Annotated in this window: 15 protein-coding genes and 1 pseudogene; 3 read left to right on the top strand and 13 right to left on the bottom strand. The window is 73.7% G+C overall.

What is annotated here, in order from left to right:
* The 6 genes and pseudogenes from ACFQ11_RS29505 to ACFQ11_RS29480 form a co-directional block, all read right to left on the bottom strand.
* A pseudogene (locus tag ACFQ11_RS29505) lies at positions 1-238 on the bottom strand (hypothetical protein); the annotation flags it as partial.
* Positions 239-599: 361 nt separating this feature from the next.
* A complete protein-coding gene (locus tag ACFQ11_RS29500; protein WP_378304534.1) occupies positions 600-1,547 on the bottom strand; it encodes a cation diffusion facilitator family transporter in 948 nt (315 codons plus the stop codon).
* The gene (locus ACFQ11_RS29495; protein ID WP_378304532.1) at positions 1,544-2,683 is read right to left on the bottom strand and encodes a bifunctional phosphoglucose/phosphomannose isomerase; all 1,140 of its coding nucleotides are present in this window, start codon (positions 2,681-2,683) and stop codon (positions 1,544-1,546) included. The genes ACFQ11_RS29500 and ACFQ11_RS29495 overlap by 4 nt, the downstream gene beginning before the upstream one ends.
* Positions 2,680-2,856 carry a Trm112 family protein gene (locus tag ACFQ11_RS29490; protein ID WP_176611429.1) on the bottom strand — a complete coding sequence of 59 codons (177 nt, stop codon included), beginning with the start codon at positions 2,854-2,856 and terminating at the stop codon, positions 2,680-2,682. The genes ACFQ11_RS29495 and ACFQ11_RS29490 overlap by 4 nt, the downstream gene beginning before the upstream one ends.
* 2 nt (positions 2,857-2,858) lie before the next feature.
* A complete protein-coding gene (locus ACFQ11_RS29485) occupies positions 2,859-4,214 on the bottom strand; it encodes a phosphomannomutase/phosphoglucomutase (protein WP_378304529.1) in 1,356 nt (451 codons plus the stop codon).
* A gap of 247 nt (positions 4,215-4,461) precedes the next feature.
* Complete coding sequence (locus tag ACFQ11_RS29480; RefSeq protein ID WP_378304527.1) at positions 4,462-4,833, bottom strand: DUF3499 domain-containing protein; 372 nt, start codon at positions 4,831-4,833, stop codon at positions 4,462-4,464.
* A gap of 262 nt (positions 4,834-5,095) precedes the next feature.
* Between ACFQ11_RS29480 and ACFQ11_RS29475 the strand changes: the two genes are divergently transcribed.
* Positions 5,096-5,512 (top strand): metallopeptidase family protein, encoded by a 417-nt coding sequence (locus ACFQ11_RS29475; protein WP_378304525.1) that lies wholly within the window; start codon positions 5,096-5,098, stop codon positions 5,510-5,512.
* 341 nt (positions 5,513-5,853) lie between these two features.
* Here the strand turns inward: ACFQ11_RS29475 and ACFQ11_RS29470 are convergent, their stop codons facing one another.
* The 3 genes from ACFQ11_RS29470 to ACFQ11_RS29460 all read right to left on the bottom strand — a co-directional run bounded on the left by ACFQ11_RS29470 (position 5,854) and on the right by ACFQ11_RS29460 (position 7,618).
* Entirely contained in the window at positions 5,854-6,117 is a 264-nt protein-coding gene (locus ACFQ11_RS29470) for a WhiB family transcriptional regulator (protein ID WP_021594342.1), read from the bottom strand.
* 329 nt (positions 6,118-6,446) lie between these two features.
* The gene (locus ACFQ11_RS29465) at positions 6,447-7,391 is read right to left on the bottom strand and encodes a hypothetical protein (RefSeq protein WP_378304523.1); all 945 of its coding nucleotides are present in this window, start codon (positions 7,389-7,391) and stop codon (positions 6,447-6,449) included.
* Positions 7,388-7,618 carry a hypothetical protein gene (locus tag ACFQ11_RS29460; RefSeq protein ID WP_378304521.1) on the bottom strand — a complete coding sequence of 77 codons (231 nt, stop codon included), beginning with the start codon at positions 7,616-7,618 and terminating at the stop codon, positions 7,388-7,390. Before ACFQ11_RS29460 ends, ACFQ11_RS29465 begins: the two co-directional genes overlap by 4 nt.
* A 109-nt stretch (positions 7,619-7,727) precedes the next feature.
* Here ACFQ11_RS29460 and cofD point away from each other — a divergent pair, with 109 nt between their 5' ends.
* Positions 7,728-8,687, top strand: a complete 960-nt coding sequence (gene cofD / locus ACFQ11_RS29455; RefSeq protein ID WP_378304519.1) for a 2-phospho-L-lactate transferase — start codon at positions 7,728-7,730, stop codon at positions 8,685-8,687.
* Entirely contained in the window at positions 8,684-9,970 is a 1,287-nt protein-coding gene (locus ACFQ11_RS29450) for a coenzyme F420-0:L-glutamate ligase (RefSeq protein ID WP_378304516.1), read from the top strand. The genes cofD and ACFQ11_RS29450 overlap by 4 nt, the downstream gene beginning before the upstream one ends.
* 68 nt (positions 9,971-10,038) lie before the next feature.
* On the opposite strand, the gene ACFQ11_RS29445 is transcribed toward ACFQ11_RS29450, so the two are convergent.
* The 4 genes from ACFQ11_RS29445 to ACFQ11_RS29430 all read right to left on the bottom strand — a co-directional run bounded on the left by ACFQ11_RS29445 (position 10,039) and on the right by ACFQ11_RS29430 (position 15,788).
* Complete coding sequence (locus ACFQ11_RS29445; protein WP_378304514.1) at positions 10,039-12,594, bottom strand: bifunctional FO biosynthesis protein CofGH; 2,556 nt, start codon at positions 12,592-12,594, stop codon at positions 10,039-10,041.
* A gap of 339 nt (positions 12,595-12,933) precedes the next feature.
* Complete coding sequence (locus tag ACFQ11_RS29440) at positions 12,934-13,851, bottom strand: DNA-3-methyladenine glycosylase family protein (protein WP_378304512.1); 918 nt, start codon at positions 13,849-13,851, stop codon at positions 12,934-12,936.
* 36 nt (positions 13,852-13,887) lie between these two features.
* Complete coding sequence (locus ACFQ11_RS29435; RefSeq protein WP_378304536.1) at positions 13,888-14,871, bottom strand: RNA polymerase sigma-70 factor; 984 nt, start codon at positions 14,869-14,871, stop codon at positions 13,888-13,890.
* 146 nt (positions 14,872-15,017) lie between these two features.
* Positions 15,018-15,788 carry an SDR family NAD(P)-dependent oxidoreductase gene (locus ACFQ11_RS29430; RefSeq protein ID WP_378304509.1) on the bottom strand — a complete coding sequence of 257 codons (771 nt, stop codon included), beginning with the start codon at positions 15,786-15,788 and terminating at the stop codon, positions 15,018-15,020.
* Positions 15,789-15,837: the final 49 nt, after the last annotated feature.

Genomic DNA, 15,837 nt, shown 5'->3' with positions numbered 1-15,837 from the left:
CCGCGGGGGGCGCCGCGCCGGGCGGGCCGGGCTGCTGCGCGCGGCGGGCGCCGGTCAGCCGGTCGGCGACGCGGGCCGCGACCGGGCGCAGCAGCCGTCCGATGCCGGTGAGGATCCACAGCAGGAGCTGGCCCACGCCCGCCACGATCCGGCCCGACAGCCGCCACGCGTGGTGCGCGAGCGCGGGGCCGAACCGCGCGGGATCCGGGCCCGTCCGGGTGTCGTCGTCGGGAGTCACCCCTCAATACTGACCGCTGGGAGCCGGTACCGACTCACCGTGCGGAGGTATGCGGACGACGCGGGTCCCCCTGGAGGACGACCCGGTGTCCCTCCTTTCGGTGGACGCGCCGGCGAGCTGCGCGAACGTAACGTGTAATCGTGACCGCGACGGCGACCGCCGCCGACGTAGGGGGTTCGGCAACGGTCGCCGCGGTCACACCAGGCCGTCCGGGTTCAGGGGTCCGGGCGGGCGCAAGGGAAGCACCTCGCCGGACGGCGGCACCCTCCACGGAGGAGCTCGCCGGTCTTACCTGGGCTGGGGTCGACCGGCACGCACGTGCCGCCGCCCGGCGAGGGAAGCGCCGGCCGTGCCGTCCGGTTCAGGACGGGGACGCGGCGCCGGCCGCGGTACCGTGTTCCGCCTCGACGAGGGCGGGCTCGAGGTAGATCAGCCGGGCCTCGGGGAAATCGGCGCGGATCTTCGCCTCCGCGGCGTCGATGCCGCGCGCGACCTCGACGGCGGTGTCGTCGTGGTGCACCGCGATCTTGGCGGCGATCAGCATCTCCTCGGGGCCCACGTACTGGGTGCGGATGTGCATGACGTGGTCGACCTCGTCGACCGACTCCAGGGCCGCGACGATCCGCTCTTCCTGCTCGGGGTCGGCGCCCTCGCCGATCAGCAGGCTCTTGGTCTCGATCGCGAGGATCATGGCGACCGCGCCGAGCAGGACGCCGATCGCGACGGTGCCGATGCCGTCCCAGACTCCGTCGCCGGTGACGACCGCCATCGTGACGCCGAACAGGGCGAGGAAGAGGCCGAGGAGGGCGGCGAGGTCCTCCAGGAGGACGACGGGGAGCTCGGGGGCCTTCGCGCGGCGGATGAACTCCCACCAGGACTTGTCGCCCCGGACGCGGTTCGACTCCACGATCGCCGTCCGGAACGAGAAGATCTCCATGATGATCGCGGCGGTCAGCACGCCGAACGCCCACCCCGCGGACTTGACCTCCTCCGGGTGGGAGATCTTGTGGTAGCCCTCGTAGAGGGAGAACACGGAGCCGACCGTGAACAGCACGACCGCGACGACGAACGCGTAGAAGTACCGCTCACGGCCGTAGCCGAAGGGGTGCTTGGGGGTGCGGCGGCGCTTGGAGCGCTTCTGGCCGACCAGCAGCAGCCCCTGGTTCCCGGAGTCGGCGACCGAGTGGATCGACTCGGCCAGCATCGACGACGAACCCGTGAACACGAAGGCCACGAACTTCGACACCGCGATCCCAAGGTTGGCGGCCAGCGCGGCCACGATGGCCTTGGTCCCACCCTCAGCACTCATGTTGCAATCCTCGCCTTGAGCTCTTGAATGGCAGACACGGGCGTGGGGTCCACGCCCAGTGCGACAGCCAAGTAAACCGTGACGTAGTCCGCCAGCGCGATGAGTGTCGCGATTCTTTCCAGCGGATGTTCGCCTTCGGCGGTGAGCTCGGTGACCGCGACGCCGCGGTCACGGGCCGTGTCGATGGACGCATCGGCGCGCTTGCGCGCCTGCGGGTGCTCGTCGGTGTCGCGGAGGACGATCAGGTGCAGGCCGTGCTCGGCGTCGTCGGCCCGGTCGCGGAAGAAGTCGTCGGGGTCCGGGGAGGCGCCGCGGGCGAAGAAACCGTCGAACGCCATCACCTGGTTGTGGTTGGCCTCGGGCAGCTCGCCGGGCACCGCCGGGTACTTGGCGTTCTCGTTGAGCTGGCAGCAGAGCCGGTACGCGGCGGTGCCCGCCAGGGACGAGGTGCCCCACACCAGCGGCACGTCGCCCGCCAGGTCCAGCGCGACGCGCTTCGCCGGGTTGATGAACGGCTCGCTGGACGGACGGCAGCGGTGCGCGACGTCCTCCAGCCGGGCGGCCGTCGCCTCCAGGACGGTGTCGGGCGCGTCCGCGAGGCCGAGCGTGCGGGCGGCGAGGATCAGCGGGACCGTCAGCCCCCACAGCGTCGACCGCGGCTGCCCCACGGAGCGGACCGGGACGAACGGCGCGCGCGTCCGCTCGGCCAGTTCGGCGAGCGGCGAACCGGCGCCGCCGACGAACAGCAGCCGGCAGCCGCGGCGGGCCGCCTCCGCCGCGACGGCGAGGGTCTCCTCCGTCCCGCCGGAGCACGACACGGCGATGACCAGGTCGGAGGCGCCGACCCAGCCGGGCAGGCGGTACCCGCGGACGGTCGTGACCGGCACCGGGCAGCCGACGCCGCAGACCGCGGCGAGGACGTCCCCGGAGATGCCGGAGCCCCCCATGCCGGTGACGACGATCGCGCGGGGGCGTCCGTCGTCGGCGAGCGACGCGATGCCGGCCTCGGCCGCGGCGCGGCGCGCCTCCCGGATCTGCGCGGCCGACGAGGCGACCTGGCGCAGCATCCCGCCGGGGTCGGCGGCCTCGATCGCGGAGACCTCGTCGAGGCGCGCCGGGTCCAGGCCGACGCTCACGAAGCCGGGGTCCGGGCCTCGTCGACCAGCAGCACCGGGATGTCGTCGCGGACCGGGTAGGCGTAGCCGCAGGACCCGGTGCACACGAGCTCGCCCGCGCCGTCGTCGGCGCGCAGGTCGCCGCCGCAGTTCGGGCAGGCGAGGATTTCCAGCAGCCAGGAGTCGAGCTTCATCGTCACTTCTCCCTCACGATCGCCAGGACCTCGTCGCGGAGCGCCGCCATCGTCTTCTCGTCGCCGGCCTCGGCGTTGAGGCGCAGCAGCGGCTCGGTGTTGGACGGGCGCAGGTTGAACCACCAGCCCTCGTCCTCGTTCGCCACGGTGAGCCCGTCGAGTTCGTCGAGCGTCACGCCGGGGCGTCCGGCGAAGGCGTCCTTGACCTGCGCGGCCGCGGCGGACTGGTCGGCGACCTCGCTGTTGATCTCGCCGGACGCGACGTACCGGGTGTACTCGCCGAGCAGCTCCGACAGGGGCCCGGCCTGCTGCCCGAGGGCGGCGAGGACGTGCAGGGCGGCGAGCATGCCGGAGTCGGCGAACCAGAAGTCGCGGAAGTAGAAGTGGGCCGAGTGCTCGCCGCCGAACACCGCGCCCGTCTCCGCCATCGTCTGCTTGATGAACGAGTGCCCGACCCGGGTGCGGACGGGCGTGCCGCCGTGCTCGGCGATGATCTCCGGTACGGCCGCGGACGTGATCAGGTTGTGCACGATCGACGATCCGGGGTGCTTGGCCAGTTCGCGCGTCGCGACCAGCGCGGTGATCGCGGACGGGGCGACGATCTCGCCGCGCTCGTCCACGACGAAGCAGCGGTCGGCGTCGCCGTCGAACGCGAGCCCGATGTCGGCGCCGGTCTCGCGGACCTTCGCCTGCAGGTCGCGCAGGTTCGCCGGCTCGATCGGGTTCGCCTCGTGGTTCGGGAACGTGCCGTCGAGCTCGAAGTACATGGGGACGAGGTCGATCGGCAGGCCCTCGAACACCGACGGGACCGTGTGGCCGCCCATGCCGTTCCCGGCGTCCACGACGACCTTGAGGCGGCGGATGCCGGACAGGTCGACGAGCGTCTTCAGGTGGTCGGCGTACCCCTTGAGGACGTCGCGCCGCGAGACGGTGCCGGGCTCGCCGTCGTAGGCGGGGACGCCCTGCTCGATCATCTCGCGGATCTCGGTGAGGCCGGTGTCGCGGCCGACGGGGCGGGCGCCGGAGCGGCACAGCTTCAGCCCGTTGTACTTGGCCGGGTTGTGGCTCGCGGTGAACATCGCGCCGGGCAGGTCGAGGCTGCCGCTGGCGTAGTAGAGCATGTCGGTGGAGCCGAGGCCGGCCTCGATGACGTCCGCGCCCTGCGACGTGGCGCCGCGCGCGAACGCCTCGGCGAGCGGAACCGACGACTCCCGCATGTCGTGGGCGGTGACGACCGCGCTCGCCCCGGTCACCCGGACGAACGCCGCCCCGGCCGCCTCGGCGATCGCCGGATCGAGCTCGTCCGGCACGACGCCGCGGATGTCGTACGCCTTGAAGATCTTGGCGAGGTCGCCCACTCCTGCTCCCTGTCCGAGCCGTCCGAATCGAAAATGGCGAGACTCCGAAGCCTATCTGTTGCCGCACCCGCGGCAGTTCCCGCGGGCGCCCGCGATCCCGTCGCCGCCGGCCCGAGCGGCCGTCCGGCCCGGCGATCGCGTCCGGAGGCGGCCGCGAGCCTGCGAGCTCGGCGGAGCCGGAACGATGCGGCGATCGGACGCCGCACCCGCTGAAGGAAGCCCCGGGGCCCGGCGCCGGGGGGCGCCGTTACTCGGCGCTGCCCGCGGGCTCCGACCGCAGGACGCGCAGGTGGCCGCGGCGGCCGACCTCGGTGCCCTGGCCGACCGGCTCCTGGCCGGAGCCGGGCACGGGGCGCGCGGCCTCGCGGACCGCGTCGGCGAGCGCCTCCAGGTCGTCCGCGCTGGGCTCGGTCTCCTCCTCGACGGGCAGCCGGACCAGTTCCCAGCCCATCGGTGCGGTGAGCCGCTCGGAGTGCTCCGCGCACAGGTCGTAGCAGTGCGGCTCCGCGTACGCGGCGAGGGGCCCCAGGACCGCGGTGGAGTCGCGGTAGACGTACGTGAGCGTGAACACTGCTGGCGCCTTGCAGGCGGTGCGGGAGCAAGTGCGGACGGGGCTCACGATGGCTGACCGTACCTCGCTCCCGCCGCGTCCGCCACCACCCGGGGACACGTGTCGCCGCTATCGGCCGATTTCCGAGGTAAGAACTACATACCGCACGGGAACGCCCACGTACCGTGCGGTTTCTTGTCACGGCGGCGCGGCACGTCGCGGGGGCACGGCACAGAGGTCGGCGCAGGGGGTCGGCGCAGGGTGTCGGCGCAGGGGGCGTCCCGAGGTTGCGCGGGGGCCCTGCGGGTACGCTTGGGGGGTGCGATCCCGTGTGGCAGGCGTACGGCGCCGCGACCGGCGCGGCCGCGGTCTCCGCGGCCCTCTGGCGCCCCCGCAGGCTCCGATCTCGCGGACCCGCGCGGAGCGGTTCGACGACCTCGTCGAGGACGAGGTGCGCCGGCTCGGCGCGCGCTGGGAGCGGGAGCTGGCCCAGGTGGAGTTCACGGTCGCCGAGGTGCCGGACGTCGAGCCGTGGTTCGACGGGCCGGTGCCGCTCGGCCAGACCGTCCCCGGCGAGGGCGGGCGCCCGGTCCGCATCGTCGTGTACCGCCGCCCCGTCGAGGCGCGCGCGACCGGGGAGCGGGAGCTGGGGCGGATGATCCGCGACCTGCTGGTGGAAGAGGTCGCCGACCTGCTCGGCCTGTCCCCCGAGTCGGTCGACCCGAGCTACGACTCCCCCGACGACTGAGCGGCGACCGATCACCGGACGACCGCCGTTGGGCGGCGACCGCGCGGAGTCTCGGACCCGCGCCACCGGCCGCGGAACGGACGGACGGGCGTGGAGAACGGCGGAGCCGTGCCGCCCCTCGGGCCGGCACGGCTCCTTCACGTATCTTCCGGCGCTCACGAGCGCCCGTCCGCGCGCACGCGTCCGGCGGCGTCCGGCCGGACGGGCGGGCGGTGGGCTCCCGAGCCGGATCCGTGCGGTGCCGCTCCCCCACGGCGTCGGCCAGACCCGGCCCGTTTCAGCCTCCCGCCTTCCCGGCCGGGGCGCCGCCCGTCGGACCGCGCGTCCGGCGGGCGCCGCCGTCAGACGGCCTGGCGCTTCAGCTTCCGGCGTTCCCGCTCGGACAGCCCGCCCCAAATACCGAAACGTTCATCGTGCTGAAGCGCGTACTCCAAGCACTCCGTACGCACCTCGCATGCTCGGCACACCTTCTTGGCTTCGCGAGTGGAGCCGCCCTTCTCCGGAAAAAACGCCTCCGGGTCCGTCTGCGCGCACAGTGCGCGCTCCTGCCAGCCCAACTCTTCGCCGTCTGTGCCGTGCGCCAGCGGGATGACCACCTCGCTCACAGCGCACCTCCCTGCCCGTGGAGCCCCCTGGATCAATGCCTTCCCTCAGGCTCCTTCCCCCGAGAAGGCATAGAAACTACACCCACGAAATTACACGTGTGTAGTGCCCGCTCCGTCAAGCGGAACGAGTTCGCAGGGGGACATAGCGGGTTATGTAGGGATACCCCTGATGACCTTTGGCTGAAGATCAGTTAATCGGCCGGTCACCGGGGGGAAGTGCGCGCGCCGTGAGGCCCGTCCGCGGCGCCCCTTCCGCCGATCACGGCGCCCATCATGACACCGATCACAAGCGGGTCACGGGCGTATCTCCCCGGGTCACGCGCTCCGGTTCACTGCGGGGCCGGGGGCCGGTCGTCGCGGTACCAGTCGCCGCCGTCCTCGGGGCGCTGCTCGCCCGCCTGGGGCGGCGCGGGCTGGGTGCCCTGCGGGCCCTGCTCCGGCGCGGCCGGGGAGCCGCCGCCGTAGGCGCGGGTCCACTCGCCCATCTCGTCCTCGCTCTGCGCGCCCGGACCGGTCTGCCCCGGCTGGCCCGGCTGCTGATAGCCGGGCTGCTGCCCGTACTGCTGCTGTCCCGGCTGGCCGAACTGCTGCGGCTGCCCGTACTGCTGCTGCGGCTGCCCGTACTGCTGGGGCTGCTCGCCCTGCCCCCCGGTCTGGCCGGGCTGCCCCGGCTGGCCGTACTGCTGGTACTGCTGGGGCGGGCCCTGCTGCGGGTACCCGGGCTGCTGGCCGGGCTGGCCGAACTGCCCCGGCTGCGGCTGCGGCTGCGGCTGTCCGGGCGGGCCCTGCTGGTAGCCGAAGTCGGGGTAGCCCTGCTGCATCTGCGGCTGCGGCTTGGGGCGCGCGGGCTGCATGCCCTGGAAGACGGTCAGGACGAACCAGACGCCGACGCCCATCACCGCGACCTTCGAGGCGCCGATGAGGAAGGTCGTCAGCTTGTAGATCGAGTCGGGCCCCTCGGCGAGCATCCCGCCGAGCCAGCTGATCACGCCGAACAGCAGGATCCCGCCGAGGACGCCGAGCGCGCCCATCGTGATGTTGCGGGCCTGCCGCGTCGCCGTGCCCCAGGTCGTGAGGAGAACCGCGAGGACCACCATCGCGACGATGAAGACCTCGGTGAACACCCCGCCGACGCTCTCGTCGTAGGCGCGGGAGGTGAATTCCCCGTTACCGCCCAGCAACCGGATGATGCCCGCCAGCAGGTGCACGCCCGCAGCGGCGAGCAGGACCCAGGCGGCCGGTTCGCGCAGGCGCTGGACGGCTTCCTTGTTCACTGCGACTTCTCCAGACCGAGGCATTCCGATGACACGGCAAAGCTTTGCACATCTCGCCCGCCGACGTCTCCGTACCCCGCCGGGGACGAAATCACCAGGGTCCGGGCGAGCACGACCATTCGGCGGCCGTCCGGCGGCGGCGCCCGGGCGATGCCGGGGCGGCGCGCGCCGCACGCGAAGCCGGTGCGCGGACGGCGGTCCGGACGCTCACGGGTGTCGAACGTCACCGGCCCGAACGTCACCGCCCGTCCATTCTCGCGCGTCCGCGCCCGGATCCCGGGAGGCGCACCGGTGCACCGCCGCGAGGCCCGTTGAGCAGGCCGTAGGGTGATCGGCATGAACATCGTGGCGCTGGCGGGCGGCATCGGCGGGGCCCGCTTCCTGCGCGGGCTCCGCGCGGCGGTCCCGGACGCGGAGATCACCGTGATCGGCAACACCGGCGACGACATCTCCCTGTTCGGCCTGCGGGTCTGCCCGGACCTCGACACCGTCATGTACACGCTCGGCGGCGGGATCAACGAGGAGCAGGGCTGGGGGCGGACCGACGAGACCTTCACCGTCAAGGAGGAGCTCGCCGCCTACGGGGTCGGGCCGGGCTGGTTCGGGCTCGGCGACCGCGACTTCGCCACCCACATCGTGCGGACGCAGATGCTGGAGGCGGGATACAAGCTGTCGGCGGTCACCGAGGCGCTGTGCGACCGGTGGAAGCCGGGCGTGCGGCTGATCCCGATGACCGACGACCAGGTCGAGACGCACGTGGTCGTCGACGACCCGGAGCGCGGGCGGCGCGCGATCCACTTCCAGGAGTGGTGGGTGCGGCTGCGGGCGTCCCTCCCGGCCCTGTCGATCGCGCCGGTCGGGGCGGAGGACGCCGCGCCGGCGCCGGGGGTGCTCGCGGCGATCGGGGCGGCGGACGTGGTGCTGTTCCCGCCGTCGAACCCGGTGGTCAGCATCGGGACGATCCTGTCGGTGCCGGGCGTCCGGGACGCGGTCGCGGCGAAGACGGTCGTGGGCGTCTCCCCCATCATCGGGGACGCGCCGGTGCGGGGCATGGCGGACGCGTGCCTGACGGCGATCGGGGTGGAGACGTCGGCGCAGGCGGTCGGCGAGCTGTACGGGCCGGGGCTGATCGACGGCTGGCTCGTCGCCGAGGCGGACGCGGACGTCCGGGTGGAGGGCGTCGAGGTACGGGCGCGGCCGCTGCTGATGAGCGACGCGGCGGCGACGGCCGACCTCGCGCGCGCGGCGCTGGACCTGGCGGTGGAGCTGAAGCGGGAAGACGAGGACGCGCGGTGAACCTGCAGGTGTTCGGGATTCCGGGGCTGCCGGAGGTGGGCGAGGGCGACGACGTCGCGGCGCTCGTCCCCGGCGACCTGATCGAGGACGGCGACGTGCTCGTCGTCACCTCCAAGATCGTCAGCAAGGCGGAGGGCCGGGTCCTGGTCGCCGACGACCGGGAGAAGGCGATCGACGCGGAGACGGTGCGGGTCGTGGCGCGGCGGGCGCACGCGGGCGGCGAGACCCGGATCGTGGAGACGCGGCAGGGGCTCGTGCTGGCCGCGGCGGGCGTCGACGCGTCGAACACGGCGCCCGGCACGGTGCTGCTGCTGCCCGAGGACCCCGACGCGTCCGCGCGCGGCATCCGGGCCGGGGTGCGCGCGCACACGGGCAAGGACGTGGCGGTCATCGTGTCGGACACGCTGGGACGGCCGTGGCGCAACGGGCTGACGGACGCGGCGATCGGCGTCGCGGGCCTCGCGCCCCTCGACGACATGCGCGGCCGCGACGACGCGCACGGCAACCGGCTCGAGGCCACGATCACGGCGGTCGCCGACGAGATCGCGGCGGCGGCCGAACTGGTGAAGGGCAAGCTGTCCGGGGTGCCGATCGCGGTGGTGCGGGGGCTCGGCTCCCTCGTGACGCCCGACGACGGTCCGGGGGCGCGCGCGCTCGTCCGTCCCCCCTCGGAGGACATGTTCCGGTACGGGTCGGCGGACGTGCTGCGCGCGCGCCGCACGATCCGGGAGTTCACCGACGAGCCGGTGGACGGCGCGGCCGTGCGGCGCGCGGTGGACGCCGCGATCCTCGCGCCCGCGCCGCACCACACGACACCGTGGCGGTTCGTCCTGCTGGAGTCGGCGGAGTCCCGCACCCGGCTGCTCGACGCGATGCGCGACGCGTGGGAGGCCGACCTGCGCGGCGACGGCTTCTCCGACGAGTCGATCACCAAGCGGCTGCGGCGCGGCGACGTGCTGCGCCGCGCGCCGTACCTGGTCGTCCCGTGCCTGGTGACGGACGGGTCGCACGACTACCCGGACGAGCGCCGCGCGGCCGCCGAACGGGAGATGTTCGTGGTCGCGGCGGGCGCCGGGGTGCAGAACCTCCTCGTCGCCCTCGCGGTCGAGGGCCTCGGTTCCTGCTGGGTGTCGAGCACGATGTTCTGCCGCGACGTCGTCCGCCGCACGCTCGACCTGCCGGACGGCTGGGACCCCATGGGCGCCGTGGGCGTCGGGCACCCGGCCGCGCCGCCGCGCGAGCGGCCGCCCCGGTCGGCGGACGCGTTCGTCACGGTGCGCTGACGACGCGACGGCCGGACGGGCGCGCCCGTCCGGCCGTCGCGGTCCGGCCGGTGCGGCCGGTGCGGGCGTCAGTTGATCGGCTGGAGCGGCAGGCTCTTGCGGCCGAACTCGCCGATGCCGTCGGTGCGGCGCGCCGCCTCGACGCGCTCCGCCGGGACGTCCCCGTAGAGGGTGCTGCGCTGCCTGGCCGGGCGGCCCGCGCGCGCGGCGATGGCCTCCAGTTCGCTGATGGCCTTGAACGAGCCGTTCTCCGAGCCCGCCATGCGGCTGATGGTCTCCTCCATCAGGGTGCCGCCCAGGTCGTTCACGCCTCCCTGCAGGACGCGCGTGCACAGTTCGTCCCCGAGCTTGACCCAGGACGTCTGGATGTTGGGGATCGCGCCGTGCAGCAGGATCCGCGCCAGGGCGTGCACGGCGACGTTCTCGCGGACCGTCGGTCCCGGACGGGCCAGGCCCGCCAGGTAGATCGGCGAGTTGTGGTGCACGAACGGCAGCAGGACGAACTCGCTGAACCCGCCCGTCCGCTCCTGCAGCGACCGCAGCAGCTTGATGTGCCCGACCCAGTGCGCGGGGGTGTCGACGTGCCCGTACATCATCGTGGACGTCGTGGGGATGCCGACCTCGTGCGCGGTGGTGACGACCTCGATCCACTGGTCGGCCGGGAGCTTGCCCTTCGTGAGCACCCAGCGGACGTCGTCGTCCAGGATCTCCGCCGCCGTGCCGGGCAGCGAGTCGACGCCGGCCTCCTTCGCGGCCTGGAGCCACTCCCGGACGGACATGTCGGTGCGGCTGGCGCCGTTCACGACCTCCATCGGGCTGTAGGAGTGCAGGTGGATGCCGGGCGCGCGGCGCTTCACCTCCCGCGCCAGGTCGAAGTAGGCGGTGCCGGGCAGGTCGGGATGGATGCCGCCCTGCATGCAGATCTCGGTGGCCCCGGCGGCCCACGCCTCGTCCACCCGGTCGCCGACCTGCTCCAGCGAGAGCGTGTAGGCGTCGGCGTCCGTCCGCCGCTGGGCGAACGCGCAGAACCGGCAGCCGGTGTAGCAGACGTTCGTGAAGTTGATGTTGCGCGTCACCACGTACGTGACGTCGTCGCCGACCGCGTCCTTGCGGAGGTCGTCGGCCAGCTTGGCGAGCGCGTCGAGTTCGGGGCCGTCCGCGTGCAGGAGGGCGAGGGCCTCGTCGTCGGTGAGCCCGCCCGGGTTCCGCTCGGCGCGCGCGAGGGCGTCCTTCACGTCGGCGTCGAACCGCTGTGGCGCGGCCATGCGCTCCTTGAGCGCGTCCCAGTCGCCGTACACCTCGTCGAAGTCGTCCCGCCGGTCCTTGGTGCGCCCGGTCGTGTCGATCTCGGTGTGCAGGTCGGTGCGTCCCGACGCCTCGAAGCCGCCGTCGGGCTCCTGCCACGGACGTCCCTCCGGGACGGCGTCCTCGCGCGCGAGGCCCGTCGCGGGGTCGGCGAGCGCGGCGACGTGCCCGAGCAGCCTCGGGTCCAGCCACGGCTCGCCGCGCCGGACGTACTCGGGGTAGATCGTCAACCGCTCGCGGAGCTCGAACCCGGACGCCGCCGTCCGTTCGGCCAGCTCGTCGATCTGCGGCCACGGACGCTCGGGGTTCACGTGGTCGGGCGTCAGCGGGGACACGCCGCCCCAGTCGTCGATGCCGGCCCGCAGCATGAGCGAGTACTGGTCGGCGACGAGGTTCGGGGGCGCCTGCACGCGGGCCTTCGGGCCGAGCACGAGCCGCGTCACCGCGATCGTCGCGGCCAGCTCGTCCAGTTCGGCGTCGGGCGCGTCCCGCATCTTGGTGTCGGGCTTCGCGCGGAAGTTCTGCACGATGACCTCCTGGATCGCGCCGTACTCCCGCATGGTCCGGCGGATCTCGAAGATCGCGTCGGCGCGTTCCTCGACGGTCTCGCCGATGCCGATCAGGATGCCGGTGGTGAACGGCACGTTCGTCCGTCCGGCGTCCTCCAGCACCCGCAGCCGCACCGCCGGGTCCTTGTCCGGGGAGCCGAAGTGGGGGCCGCCCCGCTCGCTGAACAGCCGCGTCGCCGTGGTCTCGAGCATCATGCCCATCGACGGCGCGACGGGCTTGAGCCGCTGGAAGTCGCGCCAGCTCAGCACGCCCGGGTTCAGGTGCGGCAGCAGCCCGGTCTCCTCGAGCACCCGGATCGCCATCGCCCGCACGTACGACAGCGTGTCGTCGTAGCCGTGCGCGTCGAGCCACTCCCGGGCCTGCTTCCAGCGGTCCTCGGGGCGGTCGCCGAGCGTGAACAGGGCCTCCTTGCAGCCCATCTCGGCGCCCCGCCGCGCGATCTCCAGCACCTCGTCGGGGCTCAGGTACGGCGCGTCCAGCTTGTGCGGGACGGTCGCGAACGTGCAGTAGCCGCACCGGTCGCGGCACAGCCGGGTCAGCGGGATGAAGACCTTGCGGCTGTACGTCACGACACCGGGGCGGCCGGCCGCCGCGAGCCCGGCGTCGCGGGTCCGCGCCGCGTACGTCAGCAGGTCGTCGAGCTGCGCGCCGCGGGCGTGCAGCAGAATCGTGGCCTCGGATCGGTCGAGCGTCTTGCCGTCACGCGCGCGGGCCAGGGCCCGGCGCACCGCGGTGCTGGTGACCTCCATGCGGGCACTCTATGCCAATCGTCATAATCTTCCGCGAGGCGGGGGCCGATCAAGACCATCGGGAACAGCCCTGATCTGCGGCTTTCTATTCCCGATCCACCATAGTGAAGTGTTTCTAACATGATCAGTCCAGGAACATTAGCTGGACCTGAACAATGATCGTGTCCACACTGGAGTCAACCGCGCGGGAACGTCCGAACTCCTCGAAGGACAGACCCATGATCGTCATGCTCGCCCTCCTCATCGCCCTCGCCGTCCTCGGCCCGCTGTTCGGCGCCGACAGCCGCGACGGGCTCGACCACGCGCCCGACCACTTCTGGCGGCGCCGCCCTTTCCGCGTCAGAAAGAGCGGTAGTCGCGCACCGGCAGCCGCGGCCCCCGCCGCGGCGGCCCCGCACCGGAGCGTTCCAGCAGCCGGGTGACCCGGTACCGGTGCCCCGCGTACGGTTCCAGCAGTTCGAGCATCCCGGCGTCGTCCACCTTCGTCCCGGCGAGCGCCCAGCCCACCAGCCCGGGCAGGTTGTAGTCGCCGACCGAGACGGCGTCGGGATCGCCCACCGCCCGCTGCCGCACCTCCGCGGCCGTCCACACCCCGATCCCCGGCAGCGACGTGAGCCGCTCCACGGCCGGGTCGTCCTCCAGCCGCTGCGCGACCCGGGCCGCGCCGATGATCGTGCGTGCCCGCACCGCCTCGAGCCCGGCCTTGTGCCACTCCCACGACGGGATCCGCGCCCACACCGCGGGCGGCGGCGGCACCCGCAGCCACGGCGCCCCCGGCGCCGGACGCCCGAACCGCCGCACCAGGTGACCCCAGGCCCGCCACGCCTCCTGCCCCAGGACCTTCTGCTCCATCACCGCGGGCACGAGCGCCTCGAACACCCGGCGCGTCCGTCCGATCCGGAACCCCGGACGCCGCCGCACCTGGTCCCGCAGGACGTCGTGCAGCGGGACGAACTCCTCCGGATGGTCGTCGGCCCCCAGCAGCGCGGGCACCCCGTCGAGCAGCCACCCGGCCCCCGGGCCCCACGCCGCCGCGTCCACGACGCCCCCGTCCGCGTCCCCGTCCGCGTCCCTGTGCATGCGCAGCCGCAGCGTCCCCGGACCGTCCGGCGTGAACGAGGCCCGCCAGACGAACCCGTCCCGCACCTGGAACGCCGGGTCGTAGGGGCCCCGGGCGTGCGGCGCCAGCGTGCTCCCGAGCTCCAGCGGCCAGGGCGCCCGCCACTTCCGGCCCGCGGCCGCGCTCTCCCCGAACATATGTTCCCAGTCTGCCAGCCGCCGGGACCGCCGCGCTCAGCCGGCGGAGGACGGGCGGGTCCGGGCGGGCTCCGTCCCGGCGTCCCGGTTCGCCTCGCGGAAGGCCGCCCAGATGTCCGCCACGGGCCCCACATGACCGAGCTTGTCGGGGTTGGTCACGGTGCGGATCGTCTGGATCCGCCCGTCGAGGATGTCGAGCGACCAGGTGTTGATGACCTTCCCGTCCCGGTCCCGGAAGATCGCGCCCGGCCGGCCGTTGACCTCGTGCGCCTCGACCGTCGCGTCGATGCGCGGGAACAGCGTGCGCAGCCTGGCGAGCACCTCGGCCACATCGGCGAGGCCGACGAAGCGGTCGCCCCACCGGGGCGCCTTGCCGCCCGCGTCGGTGACCAGCTGGACGTCGGCGGCCAGCAGCTCGGTCAGCCCGTCGAGGTCCCCCTCCCGGAACGCCTCCAGGAACCGGCCGGCGAGCCGCTCGCGGTCCGCGCGGTCGGCCTCGAAGCGGGGACGGCCCGCGCTCATGTGGCGGCGCGCCCGGACGGCGAGCTGGCGGCACGCCGCCTCCGAGCGTCCCACGGCGGCGGCCACCTCGGGGAACCCGAACCCGAACACCTCCCGCAGCACGAAGACCGCCCGCTCGAGCGGGCTGAGCCGTTCGAGCAGGAGCAGGGCCGCCATCGACACGGAATCGGCCAGTTCCGCGGCACGCTCCGGGTCGGTGTACGGGTCGTCCAGCAGCGGTTCGGGGAACCAGGGCCCGACGTACTCCTCGCGCCGGACGCGCGCCGAGCGCAGGACGTCGATCGCGATCCGGGTGACCGTCGCCGAGAGGAACGCCTTGGGCGACGCGGGCTCGGCCGTGGACGCCTCGTAGCGCAGCCACGTCTCCTGCACCGCGTCCTCGGCCTCGCTCACGCTGCCGAGGATCCGGTAGGCGATCGAGAACAGCAGCGGCCGCAAGTCCTGGAACTCCTCCGCCCGCCCCGCGCCGGCTCCTCCGGTGCCGTCCGCCGTGACCATCGCCGTTCCCCTCCCGATCAAAACCCGCTCCTGGTACCGCCCCGCCCAGGGGCCCGCGGCGTGACGCGGACGTCCGCGCCGAGGGCCCCGCCGTCCCGCCTCGCCGTCCCGCCTCGCCCGTTCCGCCTCGCCGCCCGGCGCGGCCGTCACCAGGGCAGCGGGCCGTCCTCGCCGAAGAACCCGCCGGTCGGCCCGTCCGCCCCGACGGTGGCCAGCCGCACCAGGACCGCGGCGCCCTCCGCGGGCGTGAGGATCCCGGTGTGGTTGTTGCTGTCGGTGTCGACGAACCCGGGGGCGACGGCGTTGACCAGGACGCCGTCCTTGCGCAGCTCGTTGGCGTACTGCACGGTCAGCGCGCTCAGCGCCGACTTGGACGGGCTGTACGCCGCCGACGGCGGCAGCGCGACGAACGGCCCCTCCGGGTCGGCGGTGAGGGCCAGCGACGCGGCGTGGCTGCCGACGTTGACGACGCGGGGCGCCGCCGACCGCCGCAGCAGCGGCAGCATGGCGTTGGTGACCGCGATCACCCCGAACACGTTGGTCTCGAACACCGCCCGGACCATGTCCAGGTCGACGGTGCTGGGGACCTGGTCGGTGGCGTCCATCGGCGAGACCCCCGGCGGCGTGCCGGTGATGGCGGCGTTGTTGATCAGGACGTCGAGGCGGCCGAACCGCTCGTCGATCCGCTCGGCGGCCCGCTGCACCACGGCCCGGTCGGTGACGTCCAGGGTGAGCGCGTGCGCGTCGCCGCCTCCGGCGCGCAGCGCCGCGGCGGCCTCCTCGCCGCGGCGCGGGTCCCGCGCGCCGACCAGGACGGTCATGCCCAGCTCGGCGAGCCGCCCGGCGGCGGCCCGTCCGATCCCCTTGTTCGCCCCGGTGACGAGCGCGACCTTCCGGTCCGTGCCGTGCTCGCTCATGATCGTCTCCTCGCGACGGGCGGGTGCGCCCTGCGCGGCACCCGGCTTC

This window comes from Actinomadura sediminis, assembly GCF_042675525.1.
Taxonomy (GTDB): Bacteria; Actinomycetota; Actinomycetes; order Streptosporangiales; family Streptosporangiaceae; genus Spirillospora; species Spirillospora sediminis.
The sequence above is the reverse complement of the archived record's forward strand: the minus strand, read 5'-3'. Positions and strand labels throughout refer to the sequence as shown.

What these genes read in the sequence shown, in the direction of transcription:
- ACFQ11_RS29500 (WP_378304534.1), bottom strand. Translation starts at nt 1,547, where the DNA reads ATGAGTGCTGAGGGTGGGACCAAGGCCATCGTGGCCGCGCTGGCCGCC.
- ACFQ11_RS29490 (WP_176611429.1), bottom strand. Translation starts at nt 2,856, where the DNA reads ATGAAGCTCGACTCCTGGCTGCTGGAAATCCTCGCCTGCCCGAACTGC.
- cofD (WP_378304519.1), top strand. Translation starts at nt 7,728, where the DNA reads ATGAACATCGTGGCGCTGGCGGGCGGCATCGGCGGGGCCCGCTTCCTG.
- ACFQ11_RS29445 (WP_378304514.1), bottom strand. Translation starts at nt 12,594, where the DNA reads ATGGAGGTCACCAGCACCGCGGTGCGCCGGGCCCTGGCCCGCGCGCGT.
- ACFQ11_RS29440 (WP_378304512.1), bottom strand. Translation starts at nt 13,851, where the DNA reads ATGTTCGGGGAGAGCGCGGCCGCGGGCCGGAAGTGGCGGGCGCCCTGG.
- ACFQ11_RS29435 (WP_378304536.1), bottom strand. Translation starts at nt 14,871, where the DNA reads ATGGTCACGGCGGACGGCACCGGAGGAGCCGGCGCGGGGCGGGCGGAG.
- ACFQ11_RS29430 (WP_378304509.1), bottom strand. Translation starts at nt 15,788, where the DNA reads ATGAGCGAGCACGGCACGGACCGGAAGGTCGCGCTCGTCACCGGGGCG.